Origin of the sequence: Streptomyces umbrinus (assembly GCF_030817415.1) — a bacterium.
Taxonomy (GTDB): domain Bacteria; phylum Actinomycetota; class Actinomycetes; order Streptomycetales; family Streptomycetaceae; genus Streptomyces; species Streptomyces umbrinus_A.
Genome location: NZ_JAUSZI010000002.1, coordinates 6018585 through 6032656, shown reverse-complemented (window position 1 = coordinate 6032656; position 14072 = coordinate 6018585). Strand labels below are relative to the sequence as shown.

Sequence of the window (14072 nt, the reverse complement as noted above, 5' to 3'; positions counted from 1 at the left end):
GCCTGTGGGCCGCCGGTGGACAACTTTCTGCACACCCTGTGGATCTTTTCGTCGTCCACAGTCTGTGGAGATCGTTCGTCCACGAATCCACAACCTGCTGACCTGGTCTGATGACCATTCGGCAGCACGCCCTGTGGACACGATCTGGACAACTTCCCGGTCCCCAGGATGTGGACGCGAGAAAGTCCCCAAATCTGTGGAGGGCGGCCGTAACCAGGGCGCGTATTCGAACAACGGATGGTCTTCGGGTGTCGGCGGAGCGACTCCGGGCGCGGCCGGGAGGGGCGTACGGGGGGCGGATGAGGGCCGGACAAAGGCGGAACGAGGGCCCTTAGCAGGCGTGTGAGAGAGGCGGAAGCCGCCTTCGGAAGCGTTCCGGGGACGGCGTCGACACGTGCCGGATCGCCTTTGGGCACGTGCCAGAACGACGTCTGACGCCTGCCGGCACGCCTTCGGAGGCGTACTGGAACGACGAAAGGCGCCCTCAGGAGCATCTCCCGGGGCGCCTTCAGCGACGTACCGCCGCGGCTGTCAGCCGTTCTTGATGCGGTTCGTGAGCTCGGTGACCTGGTTGTAGATGGAGCGGCGCTCGGCCATCAGCGCGCGGATCTTCCGGTCGGCGTGCATGACGGTCGTGTGGTCGCGGCCGCCGAACTGGGCGCCGATCTTCGGCAGGGAGAGGTCGGTCAGCTCGCGGCACAGATACATGGCGATCTGGCGTGCGGTGACCAGCACGCGGCTGCGCGAGGAACCGCACAGGTCGTCCACCGTGAGACCGAAGTAGTCGGCGGTCGCCGCCATGATGGCGGGCGCGGTGATCTCCGGGGACGAGTCCTCGCCGCCTGGGATCAGGTCCTTGAGGACGATCTCGGTCAGACCAAGGTCCACCGGCTGCCGGTTGAGCGACGCGAAGGCCGTCACCCGGATCAGCGCGCCCTCCAGCTCACGGATGTTCCGCGAGATCCGGGACGCGATGAACTCCAGCACCTCGGGCGGGGCGTTGAGCTGCTCCTGCACCGCCTTCTTACGAAGGATGGCGATACGGGTCTCCAGCTCGGGCGGCTGGACGTCGGTGATCAGGCCCCACTCGAAACGGTTCCGCAGCCGGTCCTCCAGGGTCACCAGCTGCTTGGGCGGCCGGTCGCTGGAGAGCACGATCTGCTTGTTCGCGTTGTGGAGCGTATTGAACGTGTGGAAGAACTCCTCCTGCGTCGACTCCTTGTCCGCCAGGAACTGGATGTCGTCGACGAGCAGGATGTCCATCTCGCGGTACCGCTTGCGGAAGCTGTCGCCCTTGCCGTCGCGGATCGAGTTGATGAACTCGTTGGTGAACTCCTCAGAGCTCACGTACCGCACACGCGTGCCCGGGTAGAGGCTGCGCGCGTAGTGCCCGATCGCGTGCAGCAGGTGCGTCTTGCCGAGTCCCGACTCCCCGTAGATGAAGAGGGGGTTGTACGCCTTCGCGGGCGCCTCGGCTACGGCGACCGCGGCGGCGTGCGCGAAACGGTTCGAGGCGCCGATGACGAACGTGTCGAAGAGGTACTTCGGGTTCAGGCGCGCTGTGGGCTCTCCGGGACCGGCCGCGGGCGCCGGCTGCGCGGCCAGCGGGCCCGGGGCACCACTGGAGGCGGGCAGATTGGAACCGACGGGTCCGCCGCGGTGGACATGCCCGGTCCCGGGCTGCGACGGCGGCTCGGGACGACGGTCCCGGCGGTCCGGGCGCTGGTCGTAGTCGGAGCGCGGCTGGTCGTACCCGGGCCGCTGCTGCTCGTAGTCGGACCGCTGCTGGTCGTAGGGAGAGCGGTCCGGCGGCTGCTGCCGGTAGTCCTGGGAGGGTGACGCGTAAGGGTCCCGGTCCGGGAAGCCGAGCCGCTGCTGCTGCCAGCCGTAGTCGTCCTGCGAGGGCCGCGGCCAGGCGCCGGGATCGGGGCGCTGATAGTCGGGGTACGCGGGACGGGCGGTCGGGAGCTGGTCCCCACGGGGCTGTTGCTGGTCGGGGCGGCCCTGCGGGTGGTCGTCCATGTGGTCGTCCGCACGGTGGCGGCCGTATCCCCGGTATCCGTCACGGCCCTGCGCGGAGGGGCGCTCGGGCTCGTCGTAGCGCTGCTGCGACTGCGTGGGCGGCGTCGGCGGGGCCGGACTCTCGCCGACGGAGTCGTCCACGGTGATCGCGATACGGATCGGGCGGCCGCACTCGCGGCTCAGGGTCTCGCTGACGATCGGCGCCAGGCGCCCCTCCAGGACACCCTTCGCGAACTCGTTGGGGACCGCGAGCAGCGCGGTGTCGGCTACGAGCGCCAGCGGCTGGCAGCGCTTGATCCAGTGCTCGTCCTTCGTCTCGACACCTTGCCCACGCCCCTCACCGAGAAGTTGCTCCAATACTCGTGGCCACACTGCGGCAAGATCGGCAGGTACGTCAGCCACAGGGCACGCTCTCTCACGGGTCCCACGAACGTGTGATTCCTGGGACGGATTGGGTTGAAGCTCGGGTGGGCGGGTGGAACGAAGCAGCTGGGGCGGACGGCACGAACCAGATGGAGCAGGGAGAAGGGAACGAACCGGAGTCCAGCCACGGTAGTCAGGGCGACCCATGCGGTTCAAGTTGTTGTCCCCAGGCTGTGGATAGTGTCTCCCGGGCGGCGCTGGTTTGACCGGATGGCGTAGCCGCGCGTACCGTAACCAGGTCGAGTTGTCGATGGCTGCTGCCGCCTGCCTCCGATGGGCACAGATCGCGAAGAGTGATCGGGAAGCGGTGCACTCGGGCGTAAGCGAGCTACTCGTGGGCGCACGGTGACAGCCAAGACGGCACCCCGAAACTACCGATTTCTTCTGGAGCCCCCGAGTGAGCAAGCGCACCTTCCAGCCGAACAACCGTCGTCGCGCCAAGACCCACGGCTTCCGCCTGCGGATGCGCACCCGCGCCGGCCGCGCGATTCTCGCGAACCGTCGTGGCAAGGGTCGCGCCAGCCTGTCCGCCTGATCACCAACAGGTCATGACGTGCTGCCTACCGAGCATCGGCTGAGGCGGCGCGAGGACTTCGCGACCGCGGTACGCCGAGGACGCCGGGCCGGACGCCCGCTTCTCGTCGTTCATCTACGTAGCGGTGCAACGGACCCGCACGCGCCTGGGGAGAGCGCTCCCCCGACGCGTGCGGGTTTCGTTGTCAGCAAAGCCGTCGGCGGAGCCGTCGTACGCAACAAGGTGAAGCGCCGGCTTCGCCATCTGATGCGTGACCGAGTGGCTCTGCTGACCCCCGGTAGCCTGGTAGTCGTACGAGCGCTGCCCGGTGCGGGTGACGCCGACCATGCACAGCTGGCCCGAGACCTGGACGCCGCTCTGGAGCGGCTACTGGGAGGGGGCGCGCGATGAAGTACCCGCTGCTGGCGCTCATCAAGCTGTACCAGTGGACCATCAGCCCGTTGCTCGGGCCGGTGTGCAAGTACTACCCGTCGTGCTCCCACTACGGGTACCAAGCCATCGACCGTCACGGTGCGATCAAGGGAACGGCACTCACCGCCTGGCGCATCCTGCGGTGCAATCCGTGGTCGCTGGGCGGTGTGGACCATGTCCCGCCGCGCAAGCGTCCGCGGTGGCACGAAATGCTGCGTAACGCCTGGCGTGCACGCAAGGGCGGGACCTCCGCCGCCGAACCGGCCACCGAGGGGCACGGTATGTCCAACCATCCCTCGAGCCCGGCCGCCGAGACCCCGTCCCATGCTCAAGGAGCCTGATTAGTGGACACGATTGCCAGTATTTTCAGCTTCATCACGACACCCGTTTCCTGGGTCATCGTCCAGTTCCACTCGGTGTACGGCGCCATCTTCGGCCCCGACACGGGCTGGGCCTGGGGCTTGTCCATCGTGTCCCTGGTGATCCTGATCCGTATCTGCCTGATCCCGCTCTTCGTGAAGCAGATCAAGGCGACCCGGGCGATGCAGACGCTCCAGCCCGAGATGAAGAAGATCCAGGAGCGCTACAAGAACGACAAGCAGCGCCAGTCCGAAGAGATGATGAAGCTGTACAAGGAGACGGGTACCAACCCGCTCTCCTCGTGCCTTCCCATCCTGGCGCAGTCCCCGTTCTTCTTCGCCCTGTACCACGTGCTCAACAGCATCGCCTCGAACGACACCATCGGCGTGATCAACGACCGGCTGCTGGAGAGTGCGCAGAAGGCGCACATCTTCGGGGCTCCGCTGGCCGCGAAGTTCACGGACAGTGACGCCAAGGTCCAGGCACTGGGCTCCTCGATCACCGACGTGCGCGTCGTCACGGCGATCATGATCGTCCTGATGTCGTTCTCGCAGTTCTACACGCAGCGCCAGTTGATGACGAAGAACGTCGACACGACGGTGAAGACGCCGTTCATGCAGCAGCAGAAGATGCTGATGTACGTCTTCCCGATCATGTTCGCCGTCTTCGGTATCAACTTCCCCGTCGGTGTCCTCGTCTACTGGCTGACCACCAACGTGTGGACCATGGGCCAGCAGATGTACGTCATCCACAACAACCCGACGCCGGGTTCCAAGGCTCAGGCCTCGTACCTGGAGCGCCTGCACAAGCGCGTCACGCACCACGGCAAGACGCGCGGCCGCGGTGAGAAGGCCATCGTCAAGGCCATCGTGGCCAAGGGCCGCGACCGCAACGATTTCGAGCGCAAGTTCATCAACGGCCTCACCAAGGCGGGCCTGGCGGCCCAGGCCGACGGCACGGTGGTGAAGAGCGAGGCCTCGACGGTGGTTGAGACCGAGGACGGCACCCCGGCGACGGGCGGCGCCGCTCCCAAGCGCCAGCAGCCCAAGCGGCAGAGCAAGTCCCAGCGTCAGTCGGGTGCTGCTCATGGCGGTCCCAAGGCGGCGGACGAGTCCGCGCCGAAGACCTCGCTCAGCAAGTCAGACGAACCCGAGGACGCCAAGCCCGGCGCCAAGCCGGCGGGCGGCAAGTCCGCGTCCGGTGGCACTCGCAGCAAGGCCCAGTCCGGACAGCGCAAGGGCCCGCAGCGGCCCAAGTCCCCGTCCAAGAAGTAAGAAGGAGTCCATCCCGTGACGGAAGGCACCACCTCCGCTGCCCCTGAGGGTGGCGACACCCTGACCCGCCTGGAGCAGGAGGGCGAGATCGCGGCCGACTACCTCGAGGGTCTGCTGGACATCGCCGATCTCGACGGCGACATCGACATGGATGTCGAGGCCGATCGCGCGGCGGTCTCGATCATCAGCGACTCCAGCGGCCGTGACCTGCAGAAGCTGGTCGGTCGTGACGGTGAGGTCCTGGAAGCCCTCCAGGAGCTCACACGGCTTGCCGTGCACCGGGAGACCGGGGACCGCAGCCGGCTCATGCTGGACATCGCGGGTTATCGCGCCAAGAAGCGCGAGGAACTCTCCGAGCTGGGCGCGAAGGCCGCGGCCGAGGTCAGGAGCTCCGGTGAGCCCGTGAAGATGAAGGCGATGACCCCCTTCGAGCGCAAGGTGGTGCACGACGCGGTCAAGGCCGCGGGCCTGCGCAGTGAGTCAGAGGGCGAGGAGCCGCAGCGCTTCGTCGTCGTGCTCCCCGCCTGATCCAGCACGTCGTTCTCCGGCCCCGTCTGTGTTCGCAGGCGGGGCCGAACTTTGTCAGCCTGATAGTGCCCGATGGTTCCTGATAGTCCTGGTAGTCAGCGCGCAGTGCGCTCAAGCGGTACGGAAGGACGGTTCCCCGTGACGGAGGCAGCGGAGCTTCCCCCTGCGCCCGAGCAGGCCCGGGCGGTATTCGGCGATCGCTTCGCAGACGCGGTTCGTTACGCGGAACTGCTGGCGGACGCCGGAGTGCAGCGGGGTCTGATCGGCCCCCGTGAAGTGCCTCGCCTCTGGGAACGGCACCTGTTGAACTGTGCGGTGCTCTCGGAGGTCGTTCCCGAGAGCGTGACGGTGTGCGATGTCGGTTCCGGTGCCGGACTGCCCGGTATCCCGCTCGCCCTCGTCCGCCCCGACCTGAAGATCACGCTCCTTGAGCCTTTGCTGCGGCGGACGAACTTCCTCACCGAGGTCGTCGAGCTGCTCGGTCTCGACCACGTCACCGTCGTCCGTGGGCGCGCCGAGGAGGTCCTTGGCAAGCTGCCTCCCGTCCACGTGGTGACGGCGCGGGCCGTGGCGCCCCTGGATCGCCTCGCGGCCTGGGGAGTGCCACTGCTGCGTCCGTACGGAGAGATGCTCCTCCTCAAAGGCGACACCGCGGAGGAAGAGGTCAAGAACGCCGGGGCCGCCCTGAGCAAGCTGGGCGCCGTGGACATCTCCGTGCTTCACGCCGGTGAAGGTGTGGTGGATCCTCTCGCCACGGTGGTACGCGTCGAGGTCGGGGAGAGCCCCGGCGGTGTGCGCTTCGCGGCCAAGCGGGCGAAGGCGGCCCGGACGGGGCGGACCCGCAGGCGTCGCTGACCAATTGCCGAGCGGAGCGGCTCATTCGGGATGTCTGTTGTCGGGTCGGAGGCTCGTTGACTGATCCGTCCTGACGACGAGACGTACTCCACACAAGCTGCCAAACCTACGCATACCGGAGTGTCGCGCGGTCGCGGTCGCGCGCACTGTGCATCGTGTTTCACGTGAAACGTCGCTCACTGCTGCACGGCATCATCAGTCGCGGACGAGCCGCGGCCGAACCCCGCGACCGAAACCCTCTTGGATCCCTGGGATCCTTCGGAAAAAGACCTTCTCGTGGCGGCAATACGTCCCCCGAAGAGGGCACGGAGTTGTCCACAGAGGTGGATTTCTCCACAGAACAACGGGCCTCGCTGGTTCACGACCCCGAAGGCATGGGAGGCTCTGTTCATTGCGAGCCTGAAGTCGAGGAGAGTGAATCCTTGCGGTCCGACGCCAACATCGCGGGACCGATGACCGATCCGGTCCCCGGTCCCCGTACCGAGTCGATGGGGGAGGATGTTTCACGTGAAACACCGCCCCCGATGGACGACACTCCCATCGGTCGTGCTGCCCAACTGGCGGTGGAGGCTCTCGGCCGCGCCGGCGAGGGCCTGCCACGGCCTGACCAAACCCGTGTGATGGTGGTCGCCAACCAGAAGGGCGGGGTGGGTAAGACCACGACCACGGTCAACCTTGCCGCTTCGCTCGCTCTGCATGGTGGGCGCGTCCTGGTGGTCGACCTCGACCCTCAGGGCAATGCGTCCACCGCGCTGGGCATTGACCATCACGCCGAAGTTCCTTCGATCTACGACGTGCTGATCGACAGCAAGCCACTCTCCGAGGTTGTCCAGCCAGTACCTGATGTCGAGGGTCTCTTCTGTGCACCTGCCACGATCGATCTCGCCGGTGCGGAGATCGAGCTGGTGTCCTTGGTGGCACGAGAGAGCCGGCTGGAGCGGGCGATCCAGGCGTACGAGCAGCCGCTGGACTACATCCTCATCGACTGCCCGCCCTCGTTGGGCCTCCTGACGGTCAACGCTCTCGTAGCCGGTGCCGAGGTACTCATCCCGATTCAGTGCGAGTACTACGCGCTGGAGGGCCTGGGCCAGCTGCTGCGCAACGTCGATCTAGTGCGGGGGCACCTCAACCCCAACCTGCATGTATCGACGATCCTGCTCACCATGTACGACGGCCGGACCCGCCTCGCGTCCCAGGTCGCCGACGAGGTGCGCAGCCACTTCGGCGACGAGGTACTGCGGACGAGCATTCCGCGCTCGGTCCGTATCTCCGAAGCCCCCAGTTACGGTCAGACGGTGCTGACCTACGACCCGGGGTCGAGCGGTGCCCTCTCCTATCTGGAGGCGGCACGAGAGATCGCGCTGCGCGGAGTCGGAGTGGCCTACGACGCGCAGCATGCCCACATGGGCGCACACAACGAACAGAGCATGGTGGAGGGGATCCAGTGAGCGAGCGACGGAGGGGGTTGGGCCGTGGTCTCGGCGCACTGATCCCGGCTGCACCGACAGGAGAGAAGGCGGCACCACCCGCGATGGGCGGTGCGTCCACATCGCCGGGAGCCGTTCCCGTGCTCACCGCAGAGCGCGGAGTGGCGGCGGCCAAGGTGGCCGCACTTCCGGCAGCCCATGTTTCACATGAAACAGAGGAGCCGTCGGCGAGCGTATTCGGGGAGGCTCCGTCGGCACCCGTCGGCGCATACTTCGCCGAGCTGCCGCTCGACTCCATCACCCCGAACCCGCGCCAGCCCCGTGAGGTCTTCGACGAGGACGCTCTCGCTGAACTCGTCACCTCCATCAAGGAGGTAGGCCTTCTCCAGCCGGTCGTCGTACGGCAGATGGGTCCGGCGCGCTACGAGCTCATCATGGGCGAGCGGCGCTGGCGGGCCTGCCGTGAAGCGGGGCTCGACGCCATCCCGGCGATCGTGCGGGCCACGGATGACGAGAAGCTTCTCCTGGACGCGCTCCTGGAGAACCTGCACCGTGCTCAGCTGAATCCACTGGAAGAGGCTGCCGCCTACGACCAGCTCCTCAAGGACTTCAACTGCACGCACGACCAGCTGGCCGACCGGATCGGGCGGTCGCGCCCTCAGGTCTCCAACACCCTGCGTCTGCTGAAGCTGTCGCCGTCGGTCCAGCGCCGCGTGGCCGCCGGGGTGCTCTCCGCCGGACATGCGCGAGCCCTGCTCTCCGTGGACGACTCGGAGGAGCAGGATCGCCTGGCTCACCGGATCGTGGCCGAGGGGCTCTCGGTGCGAGCGGTCGAGGAGATCGTCACGCTCATGGGCTCGCGGCCGCAGTCGGCCGCACGCTCCAAGGGGCCGCGAGCCGGCACACGGCTCTCCCCGGCGCTGAGCGACCTCGCGACCCGTCTCTCGGACCGCTTCGAGACTCGGGTGAAGGTCGACCTTGGCCAGAAAAAGGGCAAGATCACCGTCGAGTTCGCCTCGATGGACGACCTTGAGCGGATCCTCGGCTCGCTCGCCCCGGGTGAGGGACCGGTTCTGCAGAAGAGCCTCCTGGACGACGACTCCGAGGAGACGGAAGCCTGAGGCCTGGGTCGGCCGGTCGATGACGACTAGCTGACCAGCAGAGCGGGCCGTGTCCGGTGTGTACCGGAACACGGCCCGCTCTTTGCTTTCAGGCGGTATCGATGGAATCGCATCGTGGATACGATGCGTTCGGGTATGGCGCATCCACCTGGCAGCACCTTTATGGGGAGGCGAGGGGCCATGCGAACGGTGAGCCGGACCGGACTGGTGAGCGCGGGCCTGGGGCTCGGCGCGGTCGGCGGGTTCGTCGGCAGCCTGCTCAGGGAACGGAGCGCTCTGACAGCCGCTCGCGACGCTGCGGGCGAGGAAAGTGAGGAACTGCCTTCATGGGGCGCCGGCTTGCACCGCTCACGCTGGACAACCTTCAGGACCTTCCCAAGCGCTGTCGCGCGTGTGTCTTCTGGGAGCTGGACCCAGTCAGCGGTCAGGCCGCGGTAAAGGCAGGAACACCCGAGCTGGAGAAAGAGGCGTGGATCTCCGCCGTCCTGCTCGAATGGGGATCCTGCGGCCGGGTCGTGTACGTGGATGACGTACCGGCGGGCTTCGTGCTCTACGCGCCGCCCGCCTATGTGCCGCGGGCGACGGCCTTCCCCACGAGCCCCGTCTCCCCTGACGCGGTCCAGCTGATGACGGCCTTCATCACGCCGGGCTTTCAGGGACAGGGACTTGGACGTGTGATGGTGCAGACGGTCGCCAAGGATCTGCTCCGGCGGGGCTTCAAGGCGATCGAGGCCTTCGGAGACGCACGCTGGAAGGAGCCGGCCTGCGTCCTGCCCGCCGACCATCTCCTGGCCGTGGGATTCAAGACGGTCCGGCCGCATCCGACGTACCCGCGACTGCGCCTGGAGCTGCGTACGACGCTCTCCTGGAAGGAAGACGTGGAGTTGGCGCTCGACCGGCTGCTGGGGGCGGTACAGAAGGAGCCAGTGCTGCGTCCGCTGTAGGGCGCGCTCCCGGGTCTGTCGGCATGGCGTCTGCGCCGGTGGCCATACATAGGGATGGGCCAGCCCGTCCGGGCCAGCCCATCCGTGTTTCACGTGAAACATCGCCGCCTGCAGCGGGCGGCTTGCCGAACTACTCGGCGATGAAGTCCTCGAGGTCCCGCACGATCGCGGCCTTCGGCTTGGCACCGACGATGGTCTTGGCGACCTCGCCACCCTGGTAGACGTTCAGGGTCGGGATGGACATGACGCCGTACTTGGCGGCCGTACCCGGGTTCTCGTCGATGTTGAGCTTGACGACCTCGATCTTGTCGCCGTACTCGGCGGCGATCGCCTCGAGGGACGGAGCGATCTGGCGGCACGGACCGCACCAGGCAGCCCAGAAGTCCACCAGGACGGGCTTGTCGCTCTTGAGAACGTCCTGCTCGAAGGAATCGTCGGTCACGTGCTTGAGGGTGCCGGCCACAGCGGGCTCCTTAACTGGTTGGTGCGGTGGGGCGGGAAGGGGGTCAGACAGCGGTCTTCTCGGGCTCCGCGGCGGCCTCGCCGTCCGCGAGGGCGGAGAGGAAGCGCTCGGCATCGAGAGCGGCGGAGCAGCCGGTGCCGGCCGCGGTGATCGCCTGGCGGTAGGTGTGGTCGACGACGTCGCCGGCGCCGAAGACACCCGTCAGGTTGGTGCGGGTCGAGGGTGCCTCGACCTTGAGGTAGCCCTCCCCGTCCAGGTCGAGCTGGCCCTTGAAGAGCTCGGTGCGCGGGTCGTGGCCGATCGCGATGAACAGGCCGGTGACAGGCAGCTCGGACGTCTCGCCGGTCTTGAGGTTCCGCAGCGTCAGACCGGAGAGCTTCTGGTCGCCCTGGATCTCGGCGACCTCGCTGTCCCAGACGAACTTGATCTTCGGGTCGGCGAAGGCACGCTCCTGCATCGCCTTGGAGGCACGCAGGGTGTCGCGGCGATGGACGATCGTCACGGACTTGGCGAACCGGGAGAGGAAGGTCGCTTCCTCCATGGCGGTGTCGCCGCCGCCGATCACAGCGATGTCCTGGTCCTTGAAGAAGAAGCCGTCACAGGTCGCGCACCAGGAGACGCCGCGTCCGGAGAGGGCGTCCTCCTTGGGCAGACCCAGCTTGCGGTGCTGCGAGCCCGTGGTGACGATGATCGCCTTCGCCCGGTGCACGGTGCCCGCCGTGTCCGTGACGGTCTTGATCTCACCGCTGAGGTCGACCGCGACAATGTCGTCCGGTACCAGCTCGGCACCGAAGCGCTCGGACTGCGCACGCATGTTGTCCATGAGCTCGGGGCCCATGATGCCGTCCTGGAAGCCGGGGAAGTTCTCCACCTCAGTGGTGTTCATCAACGCACCGCCTGCGGTGACGGCGCCCTCGAACACCAGCGGCTTAAGCGACGCGCGCGCGGTGTAGAGCGCCGCCGTGTAGCCGGCGGGCCCGGAGCCGATGATGATCACGTTACGGACGTCGCTCACGGATTGATTCCTCGTCTCTGGAGACTGCTTCGTACGACTGGTGGGAGCTTCTCTCAGAACCCTCACCCCACCCAACGGATCCTAAGGGGCGCGCATTCCCACTGTGTCCGGGCACACGAAGACGCGTCACCGCGCGGGGACGCCAGGGATCACACAGAGGTGCTCAGGACGGTCCGAGGCGGAGCCGGGCCGGCTCAGCTCCGCGCGTAGGTGCGCTCCAGCAGAACCTTGCCGGCGGAGATCGACGGCTTGTCCACACAGGCGGAGTCCACGACGTAGGCCGTGACGCGTGCGGTGTCGGAGGCGTCGGGCAGGACCACGAGATACGCCTCCTTGCCCTCGTAGGAACCTTCCTTGAAGGCGAGTGGTTCCGCGTCGCGACCGATGCCCTGTGTGATGCACCCGGGAACCGAGACTGAGGGCGTGTTGAAGATGTGCGGCCCCTCAGTGGACTGGGTGCCGTACGGGTTGGAGGTGCGAGGGCCGCCGTCCTTCTTCTTGTCGGCCTTGGTGAGAAGATCCGTGACCTGGCCCTTGAGCTTGCCCTCGGCGAAGGTATTCGCGGAGTCGCTCTGATTGGGGGAGGCTGACGGGGAATCATTGTCCGAGGCGTTGTTGCCCAGCGACTGGAACAGCAGTCCGCCGAGTCCCAGCGCGGCGGCCGTGAACATGGCGCTCAGGACCGCAGTCCTGCGGCGTACACGACGCGGGCGGTTCGCGCGGCCCGGGCCGGTGGCCGCGCGGGGGCGTCCCGCGGGACGTTCCCCCGCAGTCGATGTTTCACGTGAAACATGCCTGCCGTCGTCGCCCTCATCAGGCAGGGGGCGCGAAGCGCCGACGGACGAGAGGGCGCCGGTGGCGTCGTCTTCGAGAATCGTGGCATTCAGCAGGGCCTCAGCGGCGAGAGCGGCGTCGATGCGTCCCGCGACGTCGTCGGGCATGCGGGGCGGGCCCGGCAGCGTGCCGAGCAGACCTCGGATCTCCTCCAGCGAGTCGTAGACGTCGGCGCAGAGCGTGCAGTCGTCCAGGTGCCGTCGCACGTCCGCCGTGCGGGTGGGAGGGAGCAGACCTTCGGTGAGGTCGGAGATCTCCTCGACGTCCGGGTGCCCGGCTTTGTCAGTCGTGGATGTCACGCTCGCCCACCTCCGCCCTTCACAGCAGCTGAATCGCTTGGTCCATCGTGTTCTCCCGCTGCGGGTGGGACGGATGCCCCCTGCGTGCGGTTCCGTCCCTCACCCGACTTCTTGCTCGCTCTGTCGCTCCCGCTGTCCGTACGCAGGTGTTTGAGCAGCGGGAGAAGTCTGGCTCTGCCACGCGCACAGCGGCTCTTGACCGTGCCGGTCGGCACATCGAGCAGGCTGGCCGCCTCTGCCACGGGGTAGCCCTGCATGTCCACCAGAACGAGGGCTGCCCGCTGGTCGGGAGGCAGAGTGCCCAGCGCCTCCAACAGTTCACGGTGCAGATCGTTGCGCTCGGCCGGAGCGGAGGCCGACTCGTGAGGCTCCAGGAGCTGTTCGAGCCGTTCTGTGTCGTCCACGGGGGACGTCTTCCTGGAAGCCGCCTTGCGGGCGCGGTCGAGGCAGGCGTTCACCGTGATCCGGTGCAGCCACGTTGTGACGGCCGACTGGCCACGGAAGGTGTGGGCGGCCCGGTAGGCGGAGACGAGGGCGTCCTGGACGGCGTCAGCGGCTTCCTCGCGGTCGCCCAGCGTCCGCAGAGCCACCGCCCAGAGCCGATCACGGTGGCGCCGCACGATCTCGCCGAAGGCGTCGGGATCGCCCTCCACGTGACGGGCGAGGAGGTCCTCATCCCTTGCTTCGCCATATCCGGCGCCTTCTGCCATTGGCCCCTCCCTCGGGGCAACCTTACGGACTCAGCCGGAAGAACGCGATGGGTAACGGGTGAACGTGGAAGCCCTGTTGCACGGGAAGCAGGCATGAACGGTGCGGTGACACACGGCACGCGCGACCGAGAGAAGGTTCAAGATTGACCGACCCTTTTTCCTTGGTGGTGTAACGCTAATAAAGGTATGATCATGATTGACTCTGTGATCATTGGAGGGGGAAGAATGAAGTTTTTCAAGAGAGCGGCGGCCGTCGGTGTGGCAGCCGTTTCGCTTTCGCTCGTCGCCGTTCCTCAAGCGGGTGCAACGACGTACACGGGGGCTGACTGCAGCGGCGCCTATCCGTGTCTGGTCTTCTACTACAACTCGAACTTCAAGGGTTCTGCGGCCAACTTTGTTGGCTACGGAAAGATCGATAACCTTGCTGGCTACAATTTCGCCACGAGTGGTAGCGGCAAGGGGCTTTCGGTCAAAAATAATGCTGCTTCGGCGTTCTTTATCGCGAAGACTGCAGACGAGACTGCGGCAATTTACTACAACAGCAACCAGGGTGGATCCTGTGACGAGCTCTGGGCGCAGGGATCCAAGCAGGCTCAGGCGAACCAGCTGCGCAACACCTACAACAACAACGCTTCCCTGAAGATATTCGATGGAAGTCAGTCTTCGGGTATTTGCTACCAGTTCTAGGAAATCCTGAAGAACGGTCGGGTGCCGGACGCGAGCATGATGCGTCCGGCACTTGCTATGTGAACCTCAGAGGAGAATCGATGACGGGAAACAGTGCACGAAGGGCGCAGGTCACCATGCTGGCCTGCGCTGTGCTCATATGCGTCTCCGGATGTGGAGGGGAG

General features: G+C 66.6%; 15 protein-coding genes. 10 read left to right on the top strand and 5 right to left on the bottom strand.

The features are described 5' to 3' along the window. Nucleotides 1–531: 531 nt before the first annotated feature. Nucleotides 532–2424, bottom strand: a complete 1893-nt coding sequence (dnaA, locus tag QF035_RS26445; protein WP_307523086.1) for a chromosomal replication initiator protein DnaA — start codon at nucleotides 2422–2424, stop codon at nucleotides 532–534. Nucleotides 2425–2842: 418 nt separating this feature from the next. On the opposite strand from dnaA, the gene rpmH reads away from it, so the two are divergent. The 9 genes from rpmH to QF035_RS26400 all read left to right on the top strand — a co-directional run bounded on the left by rpmH (nucleotide 2843) and on the right by QF035_RS26400 (nucleotide 9900). Beyond that, the gene (rpmH, locus tag QF035_RS26440; RefSeq protein WP_006381191.1) at nucleotides 2843–2980 is read left to right on the top strand and encodes a 50S ribosomal protein L34; all 138 of its coding nucleotides are present in this window, start codon (nucleotides 2843–2845) and stop codon (nucleotides 2978–2980) included. An 18-nt stretch (nucleotides 2981–2998) separates the two neighbouring features. Next, nucleotides 2999–3370 (top strand): ribonuclease P protein component, encoded by a 372-nt coding sequence (rnpA, locus tag QF035_RS26435; RefSeq protein WP_079052841.1) that lies wholly within the window; start codon nucleotides 2999–3001, stop codon nucleotides 3368–3370. Further along, nucleotides 3367–3732 (top strand): membrane protein insertion efficiency factor YidD, encoded by a 366-nt coding sequence (yidD, locus tag QF035_RS26430; RefSeq protein WP_055611475.1) that lies wholly within the window; start codon nucleotides 3367–3369, stop codon nucleotides 3730–3732. The genes rnpA and yidD overlap by 4 nt, the downstream gene beginning before the upstream one ends. A 3-nt stretch (nucleotides 3733–3735) precedes the next feature. After that, nucleotides 3736–5025, top strand: a complete 1290-nt coding sequence (gene yidC, locus QF035_RS26425; protein ID WP_307523084.1) for a membrane protein insertase YidC — start codon at nucleotides 3736–3738, stop codon at nucleotides 5023–5025. A 15-nt stretch (nucleotides 5026–5040) separates the two neighbouring features. Continuing rightward, nucleotides 5041–5553 (top strand): Jag family protein, encoded by a 513-nt coding sequence (locus tag QF035_RS26420; RefSeq protein ID WP_055611477.1) that lies wholly within the window; start codon nucleotides 5041–5043, stop codon nucleotides 5551–5553. Between the two features lie 138 nt (nucleotides 5554–5691). Continuing rightward, entirely contained in the window at nucleotides 5692–6408 is a 717-nt protein-coding gene (gene rsmG / locus QF035_RS26415; protein WP_307523083.1) for a 16S rRNA (guanine(527)-N(7))-methyltransferase RsmG, read from the top strand. Between the two features lie 374 nt (nucleotides 6409–6782). Continuing rightward, nucleotides 6783–7856, top strand: coding sequence for a ParA family protein (locus tag QF035_RS26410; protein ID WP_079052842.1), 1074 nt, complete (start codon nucleotides 6783–6785; stop codon nucleotides 7854–7856). Further along, nucleotides 7853–8956, top strand: a complete 1104-nt coding sequence (locus QF035_RS26405) for a ParB/RepB/Spo0J family partition protein (RefSeq protein ID WP_307523082.1) — start codon at nucleotides 7853–7855, stop codon at nucleotides 8954–8956. Before QF035_RS26410 ends, QF035_RS26405 begins: the two co-directional genes overlap by 4 nt. 326 nt (nucleotides 8957–9282) lie before the next feature. Continuing rightward, entirely contained in the window at nucleotides 9283–9900 is a 618-nt protein-coding gene (locus QF035_RS26400) for a GNAT family N-acetyltransferase (protein WP_189841525.1), read from the top strand. A 130-nt stretch (nucleotides 9901–10030) separates the two neighbouring features. Here QF035_RS26400 and trxA read toward each other — a convergent pair whose 3' ends face one another. From trxA to sigM, 4 genes are all read right to left on the bottom strand, one after another. Then, complete coding sequence (gene trxA / locus QF035_RS26395) at nucleotides 10031–10363, bottom strand: thioredoxin (protein ID WP_143641354.1); 333 nt, start codon at nucleotides 10361–10363, stop codon at nucleotides 10031–10033. 43 nt (nucleotides 10364–10406) lie between these two features. After that, nucleotides 10407–11378, bottom strand: coding sequence for a thioredoxin-disulfide reductase (gene trxB, locus QF035_RS26390; RefSeq protein ID WP_307523080.1), 972 nt, complete (start codon nucleotides 11376–11378; stop codon nucleotides 10407–10409). Between the two features lie 194 nt (nucleotides 11379–11572). Continuing rightward, complete coding sequence (locus QF035_RS26385) at nucleotides 11573–12511, bottom strand: anti-sigma factor family protein (RefSeq protein ID WP_307523079.1); 939 nt, start codon at nucleotides 12509–12511, stop codon at nucleotides 11573–11575. Then, nucleotides 12508–13221 (bottom strand): RNA polymerase sigma factor SigM, encoded by a 714-nt coding sequence (gene sigM / locus QF035_RS26380; protein WP_269648815.1) that lies wholly within the window; start codon nucleotides 13219–13221, stop codon nucleotides 12508–12510. Before sigM ends, QF035_RS26385 begins: the two co-directional genes overlap by 4 nt. Nucleotides 13222–13413: 192 nt before the next feature. Between sigM and QF035_RS26375 the strand changes: the two genes are divergently transcribed. After that, a complete protein-coding gene (locus QF035_RS26375) occupies nucleotides 13414–13908 on the top strand; it encodes a hypothetical protein (RefSeq protein ID WP_307523078.1) in 495 nt (164 codons plus the stop codon). Nucleotides 13909–14072: the final 164 nt, after the last annotated feature.

Bases quoted from the DNA above. Each gene is read 5' to 3' on its own strand.
- QF035_RS26410 (WP_079052842.1), top strand. From the start codon at position 6,783: ATGGGAGGCTCTGTTCATTGCGAGCCTGAAGTCGAGGAGAGTGAATCC.
- QF035_RS26375 (WP_307523078.1), top strand. From the start codon at position 13,414: ATGATTGACTCTGTGATCATTGGAGGGGGAAGAATGAAGTTTTTCAAG.
- yidD (WP_055611475.1), top strand. From the start codon at position 3,367: ATGAAGTACCCGCTGCTGGCGCTCATCAAGCTGTACCAGTGGACCATC.
- sigM (WP_269648815.1), bottom strand. From the start codon at position 13,221: ATGGCAGAAGGCGCCGGATATGGCGAAGCAAGGGATGAGGACCTCCTC.
- QF035_RS26400 (WP_189841525.1), top strand. From the start codon at position 9,283: ATGGGGCGCCGGCTTGCACCGCTCACGCTGGACAACCTTCAGGACCTT.